This is a genomic window from Paenibacillus sp. FSL W7-1279, assembly GCF_037969845.1.
In the GTDB taxonomy this organism is placed as follows: domain Bacteria; phylum Bacillota; class Bacilli; order Paenibacillales; family Paenibacillaceae; genus Paenibacillus_AQ.
Window position 1 is genome coordinate 6,238,445 of the sequence record NZ_CP150215.1, and the last position, 22,377, is coordinate 6,260,821.

Sequence of the window (22,377 nt, forward strand, 5' to 3'; positions counted from 1 at the left end):
TATTTGAATCGATTAACTACACTACATCATTGACCAATTCCATATGTATTTATTCAATTACCCAATGGCGCACCATACTGAATAAATTCTCTTATCTAATAATTTTTGACATGTTCTTCGAAAGAATAGAATACATACTAGATAAGGAGCTGGCCAAGTCTAGCGGGTACCATGATCCATAAACGATGTATGGAAGGGAGATGCCATGAAAACCACACACCGTAAACAACGCTTAACCTTGCTGGTGCTTCGGGATGCCCAGCATTCAGTCAAACAGATCCATCTGTCCAAGCCTCTAATGATAGCGGTGCCCGCGGCCGCTATTTTGTCCATCGCCGGACTGATCGTTTCCCTGCAGATCCAGTCGGCCCAGACGATCTCGGGGCTGGAGCAGCAGCTGATGCTCAAAAACCTGGAAGCCTTAAAGATGGAAGTAACGGTTACCGACAAGGAAGAAGCCATAGAACGTCTAAACAAAGCCATCATTCAGCTGTCGGGCGAAGCAGAGCAAACGAAGGTCCAGATGGAGCGCGTTCAGCAGCTGGAGCAGGAGCTTCAGCAGTTTATTCAGAAGCACGGCAGCTTGTCAGGACAGACCTCCTCCATCACAGATGAGGATAAGCAGCATGTCGGAGGGGAATTCATTGCCGTTCATGAGAATGGAATGTTAAGTCTCGCGAAGGAGACTCAGGATGATTTTGAGGAGATTCAGCAGTTGATTTCTCGCATGGAGCAGCATATTCCGCGTACGCTGGATCAGGCTCAGGAAACCCAGGAGAAACGTGAAGGCACACCCTCTCTATGGCCGACCACCTCTAAGCGGCTGACATCGAATTTCGGTTATCGGAGCGATCCTTTTACCGGGCGTTCGGCCTATCATGCCGGCATCGATATTGCCGGTAAAACCGGCGATCCGATCTATGCCGCCGGTGCCGGTGAGGTGACGGCAGCGGAACGCAGCGGAGCTCGAGGGCTTTATATCGTCGTCAAACACCCGAATGGGCTGGAGACCTGGTACATGCATCTGGACAGTCTGGACGTGTCGGTAGGCGATCATGTCGATCAAGGTGATACCATCGGCAAGCTGGGTTCCTCCGGGCGAAGCACAGGCCCTCATCTTCATTTTCAGGTCGTCAAAAACAACCAGACGATTGACCCGTTGCCTTATCTGCAGTAACAACATTCATTCTTGATGAGGAGGAATATAATATGAAAAAGAAAAACAAGAACAAGAACAAGCGGGCTTCAGAGCGAACGGATACGCTGATTGGGCCGGGAAGCGAAGTGGAAGGTGTGCTTCAATGCGAAGAAAACCTGCGAATTGATGGCCGCTTTAACGGCTCCATCGAAAGCCAAGGCTGTGTCACGATCGGCGAAGAAGCCATTGCCCGCTCCAATATCTCCGCTCGGGAGGTCATCGTGGCCGGCAAGGTGTATGGCGATGTAACGGCAGAAAACAAACTGACCATTACGCCTACGGGACAAATGTACGGGGATGTTTACGCCGCTTCCCTGATCGTTATGGAAGGCGGACTCCTGAATGGAGCAAGCCGGATGGACCATCCAACCTCCAATCAAGATGCTGCGGAGTCAACGGACACCACACTGCCGCTTCAGCGTTCGGAAGCAGGTTAACCTAAGCGTATGGACGACCACTCGAACCCGGCAGTTTTATATAGAGCGGCTAGTTCTTTCAGCCGGCATAATCAAAGAGCCCCTTCCCATCCATGTTCACACGGGCAGAAGGAGCTCTTTTCTTATTCATAAATTAAGCTGCAACGTCTCTCCTCGTAAAGGCCAACCAAGAGATGAGCATGAACAACAGGCTATAAACAACCAGAATGGTGATGGAGAAACCGAGCCCAACTCCCCCCGGTCCGACCGGCGACTGAATGTAACCGCTCAGGTCGGTGTGGAGAAAGAGTAAGTACTTCGCCCATGCAAACCGCTCCGGATTAAAGATAAAGCCGAAAATATCCTTGGTGAACAGAACCAGCAGCGATAAGCCAATCGCCAAACCGCCGGAACGAAACACCGTAGAAAGCATAAACGCAATCAGCGAGATGACCAGCGCCTGGGTCGTATCGGTCAGCAGGAGAAGCAGCGAATTGTTCATCGAAGATCCCTCGAATCCGCCCGACCATCCGGTATTTCCGGAGAATAACAGCAGCGACATAGCGATCCCTACCACAGCCGTGATTCCTGCACAGAGCAGACCGAATAGAAGCTGAGCGGTGAATTTGGACAACAGAATCTTCCCTCGGCTCCACGGCCGAATCAGCAGCAATTTGATGGTCCCTCCGGCAAACTCCCCTGCCACGATATCCGCTGCGATGATCACCGTGAAGATCGTACTCAGGTAGATGGTGAAACTCTCCGTCCATGTGAATACGGTCCAGACATCCATTGGCGCATTCGTAAAGTACAGCATGGCAGGCATGGCCACATTAAACAAGAGAAGAATCGCCAGCATGACCCATGTCCGTACGCGATAGTAAATTTTCATATTCTCATTGGCTACAAGACGGGTAAAGTTATTCAACAACGAATCCCCCTCCCGTCATTTCCAAGAATTGATCCTCAAGGGACCGGGTCACCGGCTGTATGGCATAGACCCGTATGCCGGCTCCGACCAATGTCGCGTTGATATCCGCAATCATATTCTCGTCACCGCGGACAATGATTCGGTGATCGCGGGCCGACGCTTGAAATTCTTGGAGCAGCGCCGCCGCTGCTTCCGCGTCATTGACGGTAAATGCCGTCTCTTCAAACACACGCTCTCCCTCAGCCGTCCGCAGCTGCCGGATATCAATCAGCTTGCCGTGACGTATAATGCCAACGGTATCACACATCAGCTCCATCTCGGACAGCAAATGACTGGAGACAAATACGGTCGTCCCTTCCTCCTGCGTCAATCTGCGCAAATAATCTCGCAGCTCCCGAATGCCCTGCGGGTCCAAGCCATTCGTAGGCTCGTCCAGGATCAGAAGCTTCGGCCGGTGCAGCAGTGCCTGCGCTACGCCGAGTCGTTGACGCATCCCCAGCGAATAGGTCTGCACTTTCTCATGAATCCGATTCCCTAGCCCTACGAGTTCCACTACCTCTTCGATACGCTCCTTGGTAATGCCCTGCATCATGCGCGCATAATGCTTCAGGTTGTTATAACCAGACAAAAATTTATACATCTCCGGGTTCTCGACAATCGCGCCAATCTGGGCGGCTGCCTGCTCATAATTGTTCCGTATGCTGTAACCCCCGATGGTAATATCCCCTTGAGTAATAGACATCAGCCCGACCATCATCCGAATGGTCGTTGTCTTGCCAGCCCCGTTCGGTCCAAGAAACCCGAAGATTTGTCCAGATGGAATATCTAAAGTCACATTATCCACCAAAACCTTGGACGAGATTTTCTTCGTAACCCCGAGCAGTCTTACCAGCGGTTCCTGCTTCATGTAATCTATTCTCCTTTGCCCTTGTATCATGCGATCTCCACAATTATACAATACTAGAGCAAAGGACAAAATTGTTGAATGCATGACCCCTATATTGCTGTTAATGGAGCCGTCTACTCGCGATGCACCAACAAAGCCGATTGACACGACTTGCAGACTCCCGCCGGAACATTATGCTTATAGAATCCGGTTTTATACAAGCTGTGGCTTTGTGCAATAGGAAGCATCCGACAGCAACTGACGCAATACATCATCACTTCTTTCATCCCGTCATCTCCTCTTTCGGGATAGATGCATCTATATCTATGCACAGTATGATACAAAATGTATCCACTACAAAAATTCTATATAAATAGTTACTCTTTGTCAAACCTAAATCAAGCATACTATGATGAGACTACAGGACTTGGGATAACCATGATAATCGGAAAGATAAAGATACATTTTTTTCTAAATTTTTAATTAATGATACAATATGTATTGACGATCGATGGAATTTAGGATACATTTTGTATCATATTAGATATTTTATACGATATAGGTTTCCTCTAAATTAATGGAACCTGTAGAGAGGTGATTGTGAATGTCATATGGATCTCGCATTGCAAAATTGCGGGAGCAAAAAGGTTGGACCCAGGAAGAGCTATCCGAACGTATTGGTATCAGTCGGGCTTCTTTATCACATTATGAGAAAGATCGCAGAGAACCAAACTTGGAAACGCTAACAAGATTAGCGGACGTATTTCAAACCACGATTGATCAAATCATTGGAAGATAGTCTGTTCAATCCCCCCACTCAAAAATAATCAAAACAACCTAAAACTTCGATATTCTACTCCACACACAAAAACCCCCTCTACTCAAAAAGGGGGTTTTGTGTTACGAGTCATTCCATATACGCTTGTAACGTAGACGTTATCTTTTCTCGTTCTTGATCACCGACGATATAATACCAAATTCCATTCATTTTTTGTCCATGGCCTGCGATTTCAACCTGCTCAACCTTTTTCAGTTTTTGACGGTACTCTGTTACAAACATCTTCATCTCTTCAAACGAAATATCCGTTTTGACGCTGTTCCCAATGTTATCCAGAAGTGATTCCAGTTTAAAGACCGTCGAAATCCTTATCAACTTATTTAAGATCCCCTTCAGAACCTCCCGCTGCCTTGCATTCCTGCCTAAATCCCCTTTAGGATCTTCAAACCGCATACGCGAGAATGCCAATGCTTCCTCACCGTTTAAGTTCAACTTCCCCTGATCAAAGTCATAGCCCGCATATTCGAACCGCATATGGTTATCCACGGTAACTCCACCCAATGAATCTACAATGCTGGAGAAGCCCTCCATGTCCACTTTAATGTAGTAATCGATAGGGAATTGCAAAAAATTCTCCACGCTGCTGATCGACATCTCAACGCCCCCAAAGGCATAGGCATGGTTAATTTTATCCACCGTTCCATGTCCTACGATATCAGTCCTGGTATCACGTGGAATATTAAAAATAAGTACTGACCCCTTTGCAGGGTTTACTGCCATTAATATCATGACGTCGGATCGTCCACGATCATAGGGCCTTTGGTCTACACCCAAAACCAGAACAGTAAATGGATCAGCGTCCTTCATGTTTTTCTCTCCGACCTGAATAGTCGTCCGGTCATGTACGAATGTTGGAACTACAGGCGAAGGCTCCCGCTCTTCGTAAATCCGAACTGCTGTCGACTTAATGGATTGATACGTATACAGAAGATAAGCTGAAGGCAGCAGTATAAGAATAGCCAGCAGCCACAGGACCCATTTCCTTGTCATTTTCATCCAGTGATGCCTCCATTGCGTTGACCTTATACTGTCCCGTTAAAGGTCGATGTTGAATCACGACTTAAAGAATACATAAATACAGTGAAATCATCTTGAACAAAGATAGATTAGGAGAAGGGAAACCAGCAGAAATATGTATCGAGGATATTTCATGATTACAATGAACTAAATATACAACTCCGATTCGAGATTAGATACAAATCTACATATGAAATTATACAATGAAGTCTCATTATTAATAGGAGAAAAACAACGATATTCTAAAACCTATCCCACATCATGCATACGGATTTAAGGTAAAAGAACTAATGACCAAGCAACATAAATATAGTAGAATAGCAATAAACCATGATAATGATGCATTGGGATTCCCTGTTCGCTGCAGGCAATCCATGAATTACGTTTCAGTTATAGAGACTCATTTTATTCGACTCGCTGTGACTGAACATCATTCGGTTCAACATACCCACGATACGGGTCTTTTTATCGCCGTCTGTATGGAATTCAGTATGATACAATTGGCGTCCATAAAAGAGCCCCCTTGATTCAATGTGGCCCGAAAGCAGAATATGATCCACATTATCGTCAATTTCGTAACCCAATATAATATTAGAATGAATCGGTATTTCCCAAGGACATAGGAATACAAGACCACTGGGCAGCAGCTCTAGCGGTGTAACGGAATGACTTTTCCCATGAATGGTTAATTGCCCGATCTTCATGACTTTAATCCTTACCGTAATTTGGTGTTGCCGTTCTCGTAACATTGGAGGTCACCCATCCGCTCCTTATTATAATTTTTTGGTATGGGACATTTCTGCACTGGATAAAATGATACTAACTGTACCCAAACCTTTACAATGCAGATACAATATGTATCTCACTAATGTTTATAATACGATACACATTGTATCTAGTCAATAAAAAGTAGTCTTTTTATGTTTATAATAAATCGGCAATTTCGTCTTATAGATCTATCCAACTAGCTTCTATAGATACAAAGCCATTCGAAAGGGGGATCAATGCGTGAACTACGGAGAACGAATATCAGAATTACGTGAACAGCATGGTTGGACTCAGGAAGAACTCGCTACCTCTGTCGGTATTACACGTGCTGCACTATCCCATTATGAAAAAAATCGGCGCAAGCCTGATTTCGAAACATTGACCCGCCTGGCAGATCTGTTTGACGTATCCATAGATTATCTGATCGGGAGAACGACACAGGAAAAAACGGTGCTAGATGCGGAGGTTCGATCATTTGTGGACGGACTTGAACTATCCGATGAGGATTTATTGGAACGCTTTAACCTTACGGTGGACGGTCGTAAGCTAACCGAAGATGAAGCCAAGCGATTCATTGCATTTGTTCGCATGGAACGAGCCATGAAATAATGCTCATGCCTAAGAACTACAAAATCCCCGCCATGTAGGATACGCTCATCACTACATACCGGGGATTTTTTGCCTTCGTAAGATCATATTTAATCTTTTCGTAATTCCTCCATTTGCAGCCATTTATCAGGATGGATTCCCAATTGAGTCATGAGCTTATTGATGTCGATGTTCGTTTTCTGCTGGTCAAGCCGCTGCTCGGTGCTTCCGGAGCCTCTCTCCTTGTCCACACTCATTTCCACAACTACCTCGCTTATCTATAATTTCCTCTCCATCCCAGCTGCCAATACTTGTTGAAATTACCATGTATATAGCAACAACCTACTAAACAACTTACTTACCAATATTATAACGAACGAATCCACATGATGCTGTCGTCTTATGGAGCCTTTGTCCTATGCTTCCGGTTCTAATTTTGTCGAATTTTCTTTTGGAATATTTTGCTGAAAAGCATAATTTCTAAAAACAATACCATCGTAACTTATTTATATATGAAAAAAAACCACATTGCATTCATTAAAGAACACAATGTGGTATCAGCTGATCTCTCATCAGATGTTAGTTCCCTGTACGAGCCAACTCTTTCATATTTGCTTCAAATGCGGCGAGAAGCGCAGCTTCACCTGCCAGCCCTTGGTCTTGAGCCTTCTCGATATGCAGGAGCATGCGTTTGTAATCCTTCGGAATGATACGGACAAAGCGGCTCAGCGCCTGATCCCAATCCCCCAGAATTTGCTGCGCAGGCACACTGCCCGTGTACTGCTCATGCTGCCGGATAAGATAATGGAGTGCTTCCGCTTCTGCTGTTTCCTCTACGCGCTCAAGGAGTACCATCTCCAGATTGCAGCGATCCACAAAAGTTCCTTCAGGATCATAGACGTAGGCCACCCCACCGGACATACCGGCCGCGAAGTTCCGTCCGGTTTCACCGAGAACGACTACCCGGCCGCCGGTCATGTATTCACAGCCATGATCGCCGACACCTTCAACCACAATGCTCGCACCCGAGTTACGAACGGCAAAGCGCTCGCCGGCAATGCCTCTTACGTAGGCTTCGCCGCCTGTAGCACCATAAAACGCAGTATTACCGGCAATGATATTATCCTCGGCTTTGAAGGTTGCCTTCGGTGACGGCTTCACGATCAGTTTGCCACCGGAAAGGCCTTTACCGATATAGTCATTCGCATCCCCTTCAACCGTCAACGTCATCCCTTTCGGCACAAAGGCACCGAAGCTCTGGCCTGCGGACCCCACGAAGTTAAATCGAATCGTGTCTTCCGGCAGTCCGGCAGCGCCGTATTTGCGCGTGACTTCACTGCCCAGAATCGTACCCACTGCACGATCCACGTTTGTGATTGGGAAGGTGCCTTCCACCGCCGCTCCCGATTCCAATGCAGGTGCAGCGCTGCCAAGCAGTGAACGCATATCCAGCGTCTCTTCCAGGCCATGATTCTGTCTTTGACTGCGATAGCGAGTGCTGCCTTCCGGAAGCTCCGGCGTATACAGCAATGCGGAGATATCCACGCCTTTCTTCTTCCAGTGATGATCCGCTTTGACGGCATCCAGGCAGTCGGTACGTCCAATCATCTCATTAATGGTGCGGAAACCCAGCTCTGCCATCAGCTCGCGCATGTCTTGAGCGACAAAGCGCATAAAGTTGGCAACATGCTCCGGATCTCCTGTAAAGTTCTTACGCAGCTCCGGATTCTGAGTGGCTACGCCAACCGGGCAGGTGTCCATTTGACAGACACGCATCATGATACACCCGATGGCAACCAATGGTGCCGTAGAGAACCCATACTCTTCGGCTCCAAGCAGAGCCGCTACCACCAAGTCGCGTCCGTTCAGCATTTTGCCATCCGTCTCGAGCACGACCCGGTCACGCAGATTGTTCATGATGAGCGTCTGATGGGTTTCGGCTAGGCCAAGCTCCCAAGGCATACCGGCATGACGGATCGAGCCTTGCGGCGAAGCCCCCGTACCGCCATCGTAACCGCTGACCAGAATGATATCCGCGCGGCCCTTCGCAACACCTGCAGCGATCGTGCCCACACCCACCTCGGATACGAGCTTCACGTTGATATCCGCACGCGGATTGGAGTTCTTCAGGTCGTAAATAAGCTCTGCCAAATCCTCAATGGAGTAGATATCATGATGCGGCGGCGGCGAGATCAGGCCAACACCCGGCGTCGAACCGCGAACCTCGGCTACCCAAGGATACACTTTACGGCCCGGGAGCTGTCCGCCCTCGCCCGGCTTCGCGCCCTGCGCCATCTTAATCTGGATTTCGTCTGCGTTCACCAGGTAGTTGGAGGTTACGCCGAAACGTCCCGAAGCCACCTGCTTGATGGCGCTACGGCGGGAATCGCCGTTAGCATCCGGGATGAAACGGGCCGGATCCTCTCCGCCTTCACCCGTATTGCTCTTGCCTCCGATGCGGTTCATCCCGATCGCAAGGCTCTCATGCGCTTCCTTGCTGATCGAGCCGAATGACATCGCGCCGGTCTTGAATCGGCGCATGATGGATTCTACGGATTCAACCTCATCCAGTGGTACCGGCTCGCCGACCGGCTTAATTTCGAGCAGTGAGCGCAGCGTAAGATGCTGCTCATTCTCACCTTTCACAAGCTCTGCGTATTTCTTGTAGGTTGCGTAGTCATTGGTGCGGACAGCCTGCTGCAGCAAATGGATGGTTCTCGGGTTGAACAAATGCTCTTCCCCGTCAGCTCTCCATTGATATTCGCCCGCTGAATCCAGCGCTTTATCGTTCCCGTCCTTATCAGTAAAGGCACGCTCGTGATGAGCCAGGGTTTCCTTAGCCACTTCTTCAAGACCGATCCCCCCGATCCGGGACGGCGTCCGTGTGAAATAGCTTTCTACGAAATCTTCTTTGAGGCCGACAGCCTCAAAGATTTGGGCTCCGCGATATGATTGGATCGTGGAAATCCCCATTTTCGATAAAACTTTAACGACGCTCTTGCTTGCCGCTTTAATGTAATTCTTCACGGCTTTCTCATGCGAGATCCCGCGAAGCATGCCTTCCGCAATCATGTCATCCAATGTTTCGAACGCCAGATACGGGTTGACCGCGCTCACGCCGTAACCGAGCAGCAGGGCGTAATGATGTACTTCGCGGGGCTCACCGGATTCAAGCAGGATCGCCACCTTGGTCCGGGTTCCCTGGCGGATCAGATGATGGTGGAGTGACGATACGGCAAGCAGCGATGGAATCGCCGCATTGTCCTTATCCACGCCGCGGTCCGACAAGATCAAGATGTTATGACCCTTGGCAATAACCCGGTCCGCTGCCTCGCAGAGGGTATTGATCGCTTGACGAAGCCCTTCTGCTCCTTCCGCTGCCGGGAAGAATATCGGAATGGTCATGGACTTGAAGCCGGGACGGCGAACGTGGCGCAGCTTCGCAAAATCTTCATTCGATAGCACCGGCGAATCCAGACGGATGTGACGGCAGCTCTCGGGCTCGGGCTTCAGCAGATTGCGCTCCGGACCGATCGTTGTTGCCGTTGAAGTGACCAGTTCTTCACGAATCGCATCAATCGGCGGGTTCGTCACCTGGGCGAACATCTGCTTGAAGTAGTTGAACAGCCGCTGCGGACGGTCGGACAACACCGCAAGCGGTGCATCGTATCCCATGGATGCGACAGCTTCCGCACCCGTGATCGCCATCGGCTCAATGACTTTGCGCAGCTCCTCATACGTGTAACCGAAGGCTTGCTGCAGCTGACGTACATTTTCATGCTTCGGATCCGGCAGCTCCGGCGCGTCAGGGAGATCATGAAGCTCTACCAGATGCTCATCCAGCCATTCAGAGTACGGAAGTTCCGCGGCGATGCTTGCTTTGACCTCTTCGTCAGAGATGATCCGGCCTTCCTTCGTGTCAACGAGCAGCATCCGGCCAGGACGCAAGCGGTCCTTGTACAGCACGTTTTCCGGCGGAATATCCAGAACGCCCGCTTCGGAGGACAGAATGATCAGATCATCCTTTGTTACATAATAACGGGATGGACGCAGTCCGTTCCGGTCCAGGGTAGCCCCGATCTGAACGCCGTCCGTGAACGCCATCGCAGCCGGGCCGTCCCATGGCTCCATCAGCGTGCTGTGGTATTCATAGAATGCTTTTTTGGTCTTGTCCATGCTCTCATGGTTGCTCCATGGCTCAGGGACCATCATCATGGCCACATGCGGCAGGGAACGACCGCTGAGATACAGGAATTCAAATGTATTATCGAACATCCCGGTATCGGATCCGTCCGGGTTGATGACAGGTTTAACCTTCTCGAGATCGCTTCCGAACAGTTCATGCTCGAACAGCGATTGACGGGCGTGCATCCAGTTTACATTCCCGCGCAGCGTGTTGATCTCGCCGTTGTGAATCATGAAGCGATACGGATGCGCGCGTTCCCAGCTTGGGAACGTGTTCGTACTGAAACGGGAGTGAATCAGCGCAATAGCGGATTCCAATCCCTCTTGCTGCAGATCCAGGTAAAATTCCCCTACCTGCTCCGTCGTTAACATGCCTTTGTATACGATCTTCCGGCAGGACAGGCTGGATACATAGAAGCTGTCGCCTTCGGGCTTGCCGCTGTAACGGATAGCCAGCTCGGCGCGGCGGCGGATGACATACAGCTTGCGCTCAAACGAGAGATCATCCTGAATGTCGGAGCTTCGTCCGATGAACACTTGGCGGACGTACGGCTTTGCCGCTTTTGCGGATTTACCCAGCATTTCATCATGCGTCGGGACATCGCGGAATCCAAGGAGGGTCTGGCCTTCTTCAGCAATAATCGAAGCCAACTGATCCTCATGGGCCGAACGGACGGCAGGGTCATGGGATAGGAACAGCATGCCGGCACCATAATGCCCGGCTTCCGGAAGCTCAAAGCCCAGCTTCGCTGCTTCGGCGGAGAAGAAGGAGTGAGGAATTTGCAGCATAATCCCAGCGCCGTCACCGGAGTTCGGCTCGCTGCCCTGTCCGCCGCGATGCTCCATATTGGCAAGCATGGTCAGCGCGCTGCTAACGATTTCATGGGATGGCTTACCTTTGATATGGGCAACAAAACCCATACCGCAAGCATCTTTTTCAAACTGCGGATCATAGAGGCCCTGTTTCTGGGGAAAATCAGTATGTTTCATAAGATGCAACCTTTCTTTGTATAGAATAAAATGCTGCTGATCAATAACAGAAAACATAAAGTGCGTGTTCAAAAAGGTCGGTTTTCAGCACCGAGAAGATTGAATGAAGCTAGGGACTGAGGAGTGGAGCGTACGTTTTTGGTACGTGAGCACCGGAAGGCCCGGCTGAATTCAAGATTCGATGCCAAGTGGCTTCCTGATTCACCTCGTGTTAGATATAGGATTTATAAGTTATCATCGGAGTTGATGAAATCCTATATCGCAAGAAAACCTACTTCTGAATCGCGGTCGCTCAACCTTGAATTTGCCTCGATTAGTTCTCTTATCAAAAGCGGACTTTTTGAACAACCTCTTAAAGGTTGGACATCAATCCTCTCCTGCAGTGGACACACTGTCATGAGGTGATGCAGTATTGTGCAAAAGCGGCAAGGGGTAACATTTACCTGACACGTAAGATTTATTAGTTCTATATATTTTATCACCGTCATACAGTGCAGGCAATTCAAAGTTTTTATGAATTTGATAAGAATTGTTTTTATGAGAGTTATCACAACACACAGTTAAAACTCATGTAGAATAGTGCAAAAAAACATGCAAATAAAACATTCCGAACAGGCGTTTTTGTTCACCTTATCTCATTTCCACAACCATCCGCTGGTCTTTTCCCTTCAACTTCTCTCCAACGGGAGAGGCAAGTGATCATGATCACCATGATCCAATCTAAGATGATGCAACTCTAAGATTGGTTCTCCATGCTCCCGCTACGCCCGAGCATCAAAAAAAAAAAGACTTCCCCGAGATCTGCTCGACCTTCGGGGAAATCCTTTTCCTTCATATAATAGATATCTTGCTTATGCAGTCAACGCTGTATCGGTGTCTGCTGCTTTCTTGTTGTTTCGGGTAGCCAGGAAGTACACGGCGGTCAGAGCCAGGAATACGAGACCGAATCCGGCCAGTACACCCACATTCGCCCACATGCCGTCGAAACTTCCTGTGGATATGACGTCCTTGTAGCCTTTTACGCTGTAAGTCATCGGCAGCAGCGGATTCAATGCCTTCATCCAGTTCGGAATCAGCTCTACCGGGAACGTGCCTGCGCTTGTAGTCAATTGGAGGATCAGGATAACGATGACGACGAAGCGTCCAGGCTGATCCAGCCAGGTTACAAACATTTGCACCAGGAACATGAACGACAAACTCGTGATGATGGAGAAGAGATAGAAGAGTGGAACGCTCTGCACCTCAAGCTTCAATCCGTACAGCATAACGACCGATGCCAGCAGCGCTTGAATCAATCCCATACCCGCAAAGGAAAGCGTACGGCTGACAAACCGGTTCCAACCCGATGCGTTCGGTACCGATGCTTCGCGGATCGGCAGGATAATCGTACAGAGCAAGGCTCCAACAAACAAACCGAGCGACAAGAAGTAGGGCGCGAATCCCGTACCGTAGTTCGGCACTTCGTTCACCTTGTGCTCTTCAACCTGTACCGGTCCGGCAAACATGGTGACCGTTTCGTCGGTTGTTTTGATATCGCCTGTCTTGTCGGCAGCCTCGTTCAGCTTGCCTGCAAGCTCTCCGCTGCCTTCCTTCAATTCATTCATCCCGTTTACCAGCTCACCGGCTCCGGAATCCAGCTTTTTCGAGCCGTCGGCTAGCGTTGTAACGCCATTTCCGAGCTTGCCCGCTCCTCCTGCAAGCTGCTGCGTCCCTTGCGAAAGGGTGGCTGCTCCGCTTGCGAGCTGTTTGCCGCCAGCTGCCGCTTCGCTCAGCTTCGTGCCGAACAGCTTCATGCCGTCAGCCAATTGGCTTTGGCCGGCGCTCAGCTGTTTGGCACCTGCCAGCAGCTCTTGACCGCCAGCTGCGAGCTGTTTGCCGCCTTCAGCCAGCTGATTCGCTCCCGCGCTCAGCTTGCCGGCGCCTTCCTGCAGCTGCAGCGTGCCTTGATTCAGCTCGGCCGCGCCTTGTGCGAGCTGTTTCTGGCCGGCATTCAGCCCGCTTGTGCCGGTGGCAACGGATTGGCTCGCTGCCAGCAGCTGCTGAACCTCCGGACTCTGCGCCAGCTCCGGATTGCTTTCAGCCAGCTTCTTCAATCCGTCTGCAACGGCCTTAGCGCCTTGCTCCAAGGAAGCCGTAGCCTCCAGCGATTGATTCAGCCCGGCTTTCAGGCTGCTGCTGCCTTCATGAGCGCTTTTCGCGCCTGCCGCAAGCTGGGAAGCCCCTGCTTGGTTGGCTTGCAGGCCTTCATTCAGAGTGGTGCTGCCTGCAGCGGCAGATTCAATTCCCGCTTGCAGCTTGGCACCGCCCTTGCTTGCTTCCTCAGCTCCTGCTTGCAGCTTGCTGTGACCCGCTTTAAGCTGATCCAAGCCGGAAGCGAGCGTACCCGCTCCTGCGTTCAACTTGCCTGCACCGTTATTCAGCTCCTGCACGCCTTTGGTCAAAGGCGCGATTCCATCCTGAAGCTCCTGTGTGCCGCTGACGAGTTTAGCCAGATTTTCCTTCAGCTTCACGGCACCGTCATCCAGCTTCACGGCACCTTCGGAAATCTTGGTTGCACCGTCTCCCGCTTCGCTCAAGCCATCGGATACCTTGGCTACTTGATCGAACAGGGTTTCCGTATAGGCTTCCGTCACTTTCGCGGACACCTTGGACTGAATCTGCTTCACCGCAGATCCGCCGATCTGGGCCGCCAGGAAGTTGTAGCCTTCATTCGGCTCAAATACGATCTGCGCAGGCTGCGGATGTTCATCCATTAAAGTTGTCGCCTGCTGGGAGAAATTCTCGGGGATGCTGATGGTCATGTAGTACTTGTTATCCTGCATGCCATGCTCCGCTTCCTGCCGATTAACGAATTGCCAATTAAAATCTTTTCCCTTCTTCAGCTCGGCAACCAAATCCTCGCCGGCGTGCAGCGTCTTTCCTTCAAAAACAGCGCCCTGGTCGTTATTGACGACCGCAACGGGCAAATCCTCCATCTTCCCGTACGGGTCCCAGAAGGCCCCGAGGAACATACCGCTGTACATGACCGGTATGAACAGCACCGCGATGATCGGAATCAATATTTTTTTATTCCGAACGGCAGCGCCAAGATCTTTTGCAAATACAGATAATGACTTCATCCCAGTCTCTCTCCTTTTTTTCTCTAGATAACCAGCCGACATGAATCTGCAGCATGGCAGATCACATTCCAGTACAGAATGACCAATATACTCAATCAGTCAGTTTAGGCCAAAAAAAAAACGATCCCTGGCAAGGAAGACGATCCCTCAAGCCTAGAGAGTCCGCCTTCCTCATCACGAAGGAGGTTCCTGTATCCTTCTTATGAAGTAGCCTTCAATCCGTCAGCCAAGAACACCATCATATATTCCTTGATCTGTTCCTTGCTCAGCGGCTTGTGAAGCTGATTGAAGTCCGTCGTGAGGGCAACGTACAGTTTCAGCATCACGAAGGATACCACTTGAGCATCCAGCGGCTTGAGCTCACCGATCGATATGGCCTGCTCCACAATTCCCTCGAGATATCCGACGATCCCGTTCTCCACCTTCGTCAACCCTTCATGCGCCTTCGGCGTGCCAATATCCCGTACCTCTTGCGATAGCTTAATGAACAGCTCATGCTCGCCTCGGAATTCAAGCAGCGCATCCAGCACCCGATACAGATTGTCGAAGAAATCTCTGTCCTTCCGGATCTCCCGCTCGGCAATACGCTTCATCTCCATAATGGCCGACAGCAAAATCTCGTCAAACAGCTCATCCTTATTCGTGAAAAACGTGTAGATCGTACCTTTCCCTACATTTGCAATCTTCGCCACCTGTTCCATCGTCGTCGCTTTATATCCGAACAAAGCAAACGACTTGGAGGCAGCATCCAGCACCTGCTTCCGACGGTCCACAGCTGACATGCTTACCCCTCCTTCTTGATCTTTTTAGATTGGCCTTTATTTCAAAACTGACCAAAATACTTTTTCGGTCATTCGGTCAAAAATCACTTTACCAGATAATCGGAGCCATTGCAATATCTTTTCGTTAAATTTTTTAATATTCTGAATGCAGGGTTCAAATTTTCTCATGACGTCTAATGTAAGGGTACGCTCGGACTCCCAGCCGTAAAATAATTGAAATGCTTTTCCCTTTTGCGCGTATACTTATGATGCATACTCTTTTTTTTCGCGCCGCTCTTCAAAAAATGATTCCTGTTTTGTAAGATAGAGGGAGAAAGAAGTAGGTGAAACCATGCGATATACAAGAGTGCTCCTCTTTTCCGAGGGTTTCGGCACAGGTCATACGCAAGCAGCGTATGCGCTGGCTGAAGGTATACAACGGATGAATCCCGGCATCCACTGCCGCGTCATTGAGCTTGGCAATTTTTTGAATCCAACCGTGGGGCCGTTAATCTTATCCGCTTATCGAAAAACCGTCAGCACCCGTCCGCGCCTTGTCGGCATGCTGTACCGTTCGCAATATAAGAAATCGCTAAACCGTTTGACGCGGCTCGCGCTGCACCGTATATTCTACGCGCAGGCTCAGCAGGTCATCGAGCAGCTGAAACCGGATCTTATCATATGTACCCACCCCTTCCCTAACGCCGTGGTCTCCCGCCTGAAGCGTCAGGGACTCGAGGTTCCGCTCTATACGCTGATTACCGACTATGATGCCCATGGCACCTGGGTCAATCCGGAAGTGGACGAATATCTCGTATCAACGCCTCATGTGAAACAAATGCTGCTGCGGCGGGACATTCAGCCCGAATTCGTTCATGTGACCGGCATTCCCGTGCATCCCAAGTTCTGGGAAAGGGGCAATCGAGAAGCGCTTCAAGCCGAGCTTCACTTAAAAAACATGCCAACCGTATTGATTATGGGGGGCGGTTGGGGTCTCGTATTCAACAAGGAGCTGCTCAGCAAGCTGGCCAGCAGGGCCGATGATATCCAGCTGGTCTTCTGTATGGGACAGAACGAGAAACTGGTTGCCAGCATGCGCGAGGACCCGATCTTTCAGCATCCCAACATTCATGTTCTCGGGTACCGCGAAGATATACATAACCTCATGGAAGTGTCGGATTTGCTCATTACCAAGCCAGGCGGGATGACGTGTACAGAGGGAGCCGCCAAGGGAATTCCCATGCTGTTCTATGAGCCTATCCCGGGACAAGAAGAAGTGAATTCCCATTTCTTTGTCAGCGAAGGTTATGCGGAAATTTTGGACTCTCCTTCCGTGATCGACAAATGGCTGAACCTGCTGTCCGATCATTATGATCAGGTGAGTACGAAACGTAATGGAGCCGGCCGGCGGCGCATACCGCATCTGGAGCCCGACCACTGCGCCAGCCAGGTGATGGAATTGCTGACCGAAGGGCGCATGCCCGATCATCGTGAGGAAGCCGTCAAACTGTTGGCGGACCAGCCCTAATATCTATAGCATGCTCTATAATTCCCGCTTTTGAACTATTACCCCAAAAAAGCTTCCCTGTCTTCGTGACAGGGAAGCTTTTTATATGAAAAATGCATCTAGATTTCCAGCGTTTCTCCAGCCTTCAATGGATGTCCCTGAATGCCTGTTTTGGCTAGTTCGTCGCAGAAGGCCCCAGCATCCTGTTTAATGCCCGGGAACGTGTCATAATGGACTGGGATTACATGCTTCGCACGAATCCACTGTGCGGCCAACAGGGCGTCCTGTGGGCCCATCGTCAATAAATCCCCAATCGGCAGCGCAGCTGCATCAATACGGTTCATCTCTCCGATCAGCCGCATATCGCCAAACAAACTCGTATCGCCCGCATGATAGAATGTTTTTCCGCCCATCGTCAGAATGACGCCACCAGGCTGCCCTGCATAGATCCAGGTGTCCCCTACCGAAATGGATGAAGAATGAAAGGCCGGGGTAAACTTCACCTTAAAGCCATCGAATTGCGCGCTTCCGCCGATGTTCATTCCATGGGATTTGGCACCCAGGCTGCCGCAATACACGGCGAGTTCATAGACTGCGATAATCGGGCAATCATTCTGCTTCGCTATCTCGATGCAGTCGCCAAAATGATCGGAGTGCCCATGCGTCAGCACAACCGCATCCACCTTGACGTCCTTGGGCTCAATGCCGGAGCCTGGATTCCCTGATAGCAGCGGGTCGATGATCACACGAACTCCGCCCTCTTCCACCAAAATGCTAGAATGGCCGTAATACGTAATATTCATGCTTAAACACACCTCCTACATCCTAGTTTACCCATATGGGCACTACTTGTAAAAAGAGTGATTTCCTATTTTTTTAACAAATGTTCTTGAATGATGCACCGTCAGGTCCTGAGCCAGCTTCAAAGACAGGAAGAAGTACGTATCGTCCTTTACCTCTTTTTGGCCGTGAAGTGCCGCATTCACGGATTTAATCGTCTCTTTGTTCGGCTTTACACGTTTAAGACGCCCGTTCGCTACAGGACTAAATTGGTGCTTTTGATAGATGACATCGGTAATCGTATCGGGAAAATTAGCGGACCGCAGCCGGTTTAAGACAACGTTAGCAACGGCTACTTTGCCTTCGTACGGTTCGCCTTCCGCCTCTGCCATGACAATCTTCTGGAGCAGAAGCAGTTCTTCAGCTGACAAATCATAGGTCCAGGTCGCTTTGGCTTTCTGATCCTGGGTTAACGTATTTGTTCTTGTGAAGAATAAAGTTGTGGGGGGTGATAAGCTTTCAGTCTGAGATTTGACGACATGCGTCCCCTTTTGTTTTGCCGGTTTCCCGTCCGCAGCCTGAGATTTCGATGGTTTCTTTTTCTCATCTGCAGCCTTCAATGCTTGTTGCGAGTTCCAATATCCGTTTTCAGCCAAACCTATGCCTTTTGCCTTTGAAAAAGCATGACTCTTGCTCCCCGGCTTATTCCACTCTTGGAAAACAATTGAAGACAAAATATTGACAGGTTCCCTATCCTGTTTGGTACTCGCGTCTTTTACGGATAGATCAGGGTCATTTACAGGAGCCGGGGCAGCCGTCACGAACTTTGGCATATCCTGCTGCTGTTCTTCCCCTTCCGCCTTTGTCTGCATTCCAAGTAAACTTATAAGAGACAAACTCACAAAGAGCGCTCCGATGAGCAGCGCAACCCAGCGATTTTGCCGTAGCACTTTCATAACCATATTTTTCCTCCTATGATGTCGGCACATTCCTACACTATGTAACCACATTTTTAGGCGTTGAAAACATGGTAATTTTATGAACATTCTATTTTCAGTTTCAGAAAATGGTCGAAAGCCGCGCCACACCTACTGTTTCGTACATTGGAGTTGCATGCAAATTTGTTCGAAAAAGAACGAGCTGCTGCACTTCCCACTGGATGGGCTTGGGTCCTGTTCCGATAACATCCAATGAAAACTGTTGGTTTCCTTGAAACTTCCGGCCAACCGTAATATGCGGACGAAACGGTCGCTCCTCCGGCACAAATCCGAAAGCCTCCATCTTCGATACCACCGCTTTCTGAAGCTGAGACAGAGCATTCAAATCCCCGCCGATTCCCGCCCATAAAATTCTTGGCGAGGCGCTTGCCCCGAACACGCCGGCATCATAAAGGCCAAGCTTGAAGGGCTTATGCTCCTTAGCGACTTCCTGCAGCGCCGCTGTAATCTCCGCTATGCGATTTGACGGCGTATCGCCTAGAAACTGTAAGGTTATATGGTAATCCTGCGGATGAACCCATTTTTTAAAAGTTACTTGCTCCCCCAATGTTTCCGTCCATTCCTGAATCCGGGACGACACCTCCGAAGGCAGATGTACGGCAACAAATAAACGATCCATAGCTCCCTCAGCCGAATGGCTCAACTAAGACACTTCCTTCCAATCTCTTTTATCCTAAGCAGCCGCTAGGCCACTATAAGCACCATGTTTTCTTGGTTCGTTTATAGTTTGAGCAATAATACCTGAAAATAGTATGAGGGGTACATCAAATTCGCCTAAAAATATGATGAAGCTTCAATTTACCATAAACCGGACAAAAATTCATGTACAAATTTTCCAATCGGGACAGTTCGTCCATGCGCAAAGCGATGATTTCTGATAATATGTTCCCAAAGAGTTTAACGCTTTTATTCTGGTTTATATCACATTCCTTAGGAGGTAGCACCATGCCGAAAATCGTTGCCATACACGACTTAACCTCGGAACAACAGCAGAAAATCAAGGATATCGCCCCCGACTACGATCTGCTGGTTACGAAAGCGAAAGAGCTTACGCCAAGCATCGTTCAGGATGCCGAAATCATGATCGGCTGGTCACGCTCCGTACAGGAGGATGTATTGTCTGCGGACAGTAAACTGAAATGGATTCAAGCATGGTCAGCCGGTGTCGATAAAATGCCGCTCAAAGAGCTCGAAGAAAAGGGTATTCAGCTTACCAATGCCAGCGGCGTACATAGCGTACCGATCACGGAGCATATTTTCGCGATGATTCTGGCCTTCACGCGCAACCTTCATCTAGCAATTCGACAGCAATCGAACAGCAAATGGGATACGTCCGGCACGTTCACGGAATTGGCAGGTAAAACCATCGTCATCGTCGGCGTCGGCCAGATCGGCAGTCATACAGCGCGCGTGGCCCAGGCGTTCGGTATGCGGACCGTCGGTGTCCGTCATTCCGGCAAATCCGATCCTTATGTGGAAGCGATGTATAAGGTCGATCAGCTTGATGAAGCGCTGGCGGAAGGCGATTATATCGTGAACATCCTTCCGCTAACCGATGATACCCGTGGACTGTTCAATGAGGCAAGATTCTCGGCGATGAAGGACTCCGCCTTCTTCGTTAATGTGGGCCGGGGTCAAACCGTAGTAACCGAAGACATGATTCGGGCACTTCAAGCCGGGTCATTGGCGGGTGCGGGACTGGATGTGTTCGAAGAAGAGCCGCTTCCGTCAGACCATCCGCTGTGGTCCATGGACAATGTCATCATGACACCGCATATGGCGGGCGATACGGATCGCTACGGCGAGCGTGCCGTGGATATTTTCCTGGAGAATTTGCAGAACTATGTAAGCGGTAAGCCCCTGTCGCGAAATGTAATCGACTATAGCAAGTCGTACTAAGACCAGGTAACAAGTTCTTAAGTACATCTTTAATCCCGCTCACGAAGGAGCCGAGGATCTTGCAACAAACACCTCAAGATCCATACAACAAAAGGAACGTCCCAAGGTTTCCATACCTTTCGGGACGCCCCTTTTTATTTTTTAACTACATTTATACGCAATGGGAGAGAGAATCGATGCAGCCGTATACGGAACGTGTAATTGAAGTGATCCGGAGCATTCCGGAAGGATATGTCATGACGTATGGACAGGTGGCCAGACTGGCCGGCAGCCCAAGGGGCGCACGACAAGTCGTCAGAATACTTCACACCCTCAGTCACATTCACAAGCTGCCGTGGCATCGGGTCGTCAACGCAAAAGGAGAAATCGCCATCAAGGACGATGAATCCAGACTCATGCAGGAGCTGTACCTCCAAGGCGAAGGCGTTACCGTCAATTCCAAAGGCATCATCGATTTAGTGAAATATCGTTATGACCCTGGGCAATAGGTAGCAAGCCCCATTATTCGCACAACCAGATATCCCTCACAAAACTCCCCTTGCGGGTCGTGCAATGACGCAGGACCTTCCAGCCCGTGCTCATCAGCAACTCGTATAATGGCTCTGTGCTGACGATGACAGCTCGATCTGACAACCGGCGTAAGCTTTGCAGCATCTGCAGCTTCTCTTCCTCCGGGAAAACAGAACACAGATTATACGGTAGGTCCAGGATCGCGGCATCATAATACCCTTGCAATGTATTCATATCCTGAATGGCAACTTTGTTGTCATCATAACCGTAGTGCCTCAGATTCACCCTCGCTCCCCGAATGGCAAGCGGATTGATGTCACGCCCCTCAACCGCGATTCCCATCGAGAACGCCTCAATTAATACATTCCCCATACCGCAGCAGGGATCCAGGAGCGTCACTTCGCTTAATCGAGGAACTGCCAGGTTGACCAGTGCCCTCGCGATGCGCGAGCTTAGGCCTGTGGAATAATTCTGCGGCTTCTGTTTATGCTTCAGCCATGCGCGTTCAGGTTCATGAAGAAGTCCCAATCTCCAGATGCCGCCTGTTGATATCATACCGAGCGTGACATCCGGGGCTTTCATCTGTGCAATTCCTGTAATTTGGCGGCCTACCACCCGCTCATACCCGCGTGATTGTTCATAACTGAACCGATCTCCCGCTTTGAGACAGACGACTTTGAAGCTTGCGTTGTTAAGATGAATGCGGTCTGCTTGCTCAGCCATTTCTTCGATGGATTCTCCGGTCATCCTGACGTCGATACAGGCTGATAAGAACGGGCTCCGATCCGGATCAACCCATAACTCGCTTTCCAGCCAATCCTCACCGTCAGGCTCATGACCGAACAGCTCCGTCAGCTCCATCAAGCACAGCTCACGCTCCGTTTCATGACAGGCATACGTGTACAGATAAGGGGACTTATCGCTTATGAAGGATGGACCAAAAGTAATGTCATAATCGTTTGAATGCATCATTTATTTCGTCTCTC

General features: G+C 49.7%; 18 protein-coding genes and 1 pseudogene. 7 read left to right on the forward strand and 12 right to left on the reverse strand.

Annotation, left to right across the window (positions count from 1 at the left end):
• The first annotated feature begins 205 nt into the window (after window positions 1–205).
• The gene (locus tag MKY82_RS28225) at window positions 206–1,177 is read left to right on the forward strand and encodes a M23 family metallopeptidase (RefSeq protein WP_339219715.1); all 972 of its coding nucleotides are present in this window, start codon (window positions 206–208) and stop codon (window positions 1,175–1,177) included.
• A gap of 32 nt (window positions 1,178–1,209) precedes the next feature.
• Entirely contained in the window at window positions 1,210–1,635 is a 426-nt protein-coding gene (locus tag MKY82_RS28230) for a polymer-forming cytoskeletal protein (RefSeq protein ID WP_220683949.1), read from the forward strand.
• 133 nt (window positions 1,636–1,768) lie between these two features.
• Here the strand turns inward: MKY82_RS28230 and MKY82_RS28235 are convergent, their stop codons facing one another.
• Together MKY82_RS28235 and MKY82_RS28240 are read right to left on the reverse strand one after the other, a co-directional pair.
• Window positions 1,769–2,542, reverse strand: a complete 774-nt coding sequence (locus MKY82_RS28235) for an ABC transporter permease (RefSeq protein WP_339294855.1) — start codon at window positions 2,540–2,542, stop codon at window positions 1,769–1,771.
• Complete coding sequence (locus MKY82_RS28240; RefSeq protein ID WP_194544465.1) at window positions 2,535–3,452, reverse strand: ABC transporter ATP-binding protein; 918 nt, start codon at window positions 3,450–3,452, stop codon at window positions 2,535–2,537. The genes MKY82_RS28235 and MKY82_RS28240 overlap by 8 nt, the downstream gene beginning before the upstream one ends.
• A 583-nt stretch (window positions 3,453–4,035) precedes the next feature.
• On the opposite strand from MKY82_RS28240, the pseudogene MKY82_RS28245 reads away from it, so the two are divergent.
• A pseudogene (locus MKY82_RS28245) lies at window positions 4,036–4,227 on the forward strand (helix-turn-helix transcriptional regulator); the annotation flags it as partial.
• 111 nt (window positions 4,228–4,338) lie between these two features.
• On the opposite strand, the gene MKY82_RS28250 reads toward MKY82_RS28245, so the two are convergent.
• Complete coding sequence (locus MKY82_RS28250; protein ID WP_194544466.1) at window positions 4,339–5,265, reverse strand: LCP family protein; 927 nt, start codon at window positions 5,263–5,265, stop codon at window positions 4,339–4,341.
• 407 nt (window positions 5,266–5,672) lie between these two features.
• On the reverse strand, window positions 5,673–6,035 hold the full coding sequence (locus MKY82_RS28255; protein WP_194544467.1) for a hypothetical protein: 363 nt from the start codon (window positions 6,033–6,035) through the stop codon (window positions 5,673–5,675).
• A 259-nt stretch (window positions 6,036–6,294) separates the two neighbouring features.
• Between MKY82_RS28255 and MKY82_RS28260 the strand changes: the two genes are divergently transcribed.
• Window positions 6,295–6,663, forward strand: coding sequence for a helix-turn-helix transcriptional regulator (locus MKY82_RS28260; RefSeq protein WP_076324736.1), 369 nt, complete (start codon window positions 6,295–6,297; stop codon window positions 6,661–6,663).
• A gap of 89 nt (window positions 6,664–6,752) precedes the next feature.
• Here MKY82_RS28260 and MKY82_RS28265 read toward each other — a convergent pair whose 3' ends face one another.
• The 4 genes from MKY82_RS28265 to MKY82_RS28280 form a co-directional block, all read right to left on the reverse strand.
• Window positions 6,753–6,899 (reverse strand): hypothetical protein, encoded by a 147-nt coding sequence (locus MKY82_RS28265; RefSeq protein WP_179090689.1) that lies wholly within the window; start codon window positions 6,897–6,899, stop codon window positions 6,753–6,755.
• A 322-nt stretch (window positions 6,900–7,221) separates the two neighbouring features.
• Entirely contained in the window at window positions 7,222–11,817 is a 4,596-nt protein-coding gene (gene gltB / locus MKY82_RS28270; RefSeq protein WP_220683948.1) for a glutamate synthase large subunit, read from the reverse strand.
• A gap of 851 nt (window positions 11,818–12,668) precedes the next feature.
• Window positions 12,669–14,936, reverse strand: a complete 2,268-nt coding sequence (locus tag MKY82_RS28275; protein WP_339294856.1) for a YhgE/Pip domain-containing protein — start codon at window positions 14,934–14,936, stop codon at window positions 12,669–12,671.
• Window positions 14,937–15,136: 200 nt separating this feature from the next.
• Entirely contained in the window at window positions 15,137–15,718 is a 582-nt protein-coding gene (locus tag MKY82_RS28280) for a TetR/AcrR family transcriptional regulator (RefSeq protein ID WP_071222484.1), read from the reverse strand.
• Between the two features lie 331 nt (window positions 15,719–16,049).
• Between MKY82_RS28280 and MKY82_RS28285 the strand changes: the two genes are divergently transcribed.
• On the forward strand, window positions 16,050–17,225 hold the full coding sequence (locus MKY82_RS28285) for a glycosyltransferase (RefSeq protein WP_194544470.1): 1,176 nt from the start codon (window positions 16,050–16,052) through the stop codon (window positions 17,223–17,225).
• Between the two features lie 98 nt (window positions 17,226–17,323).
• Here the strand turns inward: MKY82_RS28285 and MKY82_RS28290 are convergent, their stop codons facing one another.
• From MKY82_RS28290 to thpR, 3 genes are all read right to left on the reverse strand, one after another.
• Window positions 17,324–18,007, reverse strand: a complete 684-nt coding sequence (locus MKY82_RS28290; protein WP_194544471.1) for a metal-dependent hydrolase — start codon at window positions 18,005–18,007, stop codon at window positions 17,324–17,326.
• 42 nt (window positions 18,008–18,049) lie between these two features.
• Entirely contained in the window at window positions 18,050–18,946 is an 897-nt protein-coding gene (locus tag MKY82_RS28295) for a cell wall hydrolase (RefSeq protein WP_220683946.1), read from the reverse strand.
• Between the two features lie 97 nt (window positions 18,947–19,043).
• On the reverse strand, window positions 19,044–19,625 hold the full coding sequence (thpR, locus tag MKY82_RS28300) for an RNA 2',3'-cyclic phosphodiesterase (protein WP_339294857.1): 582 nt from the start codon (window positions 19,623–19,625) through the stop codon (window positions 19,044–19,046).
• 302 nt (window positions 19,626–19,927) lie between these two features.
• Between thpR and MKY82_RS28305 the strand changes: the two genes are divergently transcribed.
• Together MKY82_RS28305 and MKY82_RS28310 are read left to right on the forward strand one after the other, a co-directional pair.
• Window positions 19,928–20,881: a D-2-hydroxyacid dehydrogenase gene (locus tag MKY82_RS28305; protein WP_339294858.1), complete on the forward strand. Its 954-nt coding sequence runs from the start codon at window positions 19,928–19,930 to the stop codon at window positions 20,879–20,881.
• Window positions 20,882–21,057: 176 nt separating this feature from the next.
• Window positions 21,058–21,369, forward strand: coding sequence for an MGMT family protein (locus MKY82_RS28310; protein ID WP_194544475.1), 312 nt, complete (start codon window positions 21,058–21,060; stop codon window positions 21,367–21,369).
• 13 nt (window positions 21,370–21,382) lie between these two features.
• Here MKY82_RS28310 and MKY82_RS28315 read toward each other — a convergent pair whose 3' ends face one another.
• The gene (locus MKY82_RS28315; RefSeq protein WP_339296726.1) at window positions 21,383–22,360 is read right to left on the reverse strand and encodes an RNA methyltransferase; all 978 of its coding nucleotides are present in this window, start codon (window positions 22,358–22,360) and stop codon (window positions 21,383–21,385) included.
• Window positions 22,361–22,377 lie beyond the last annotated feature (17 nt).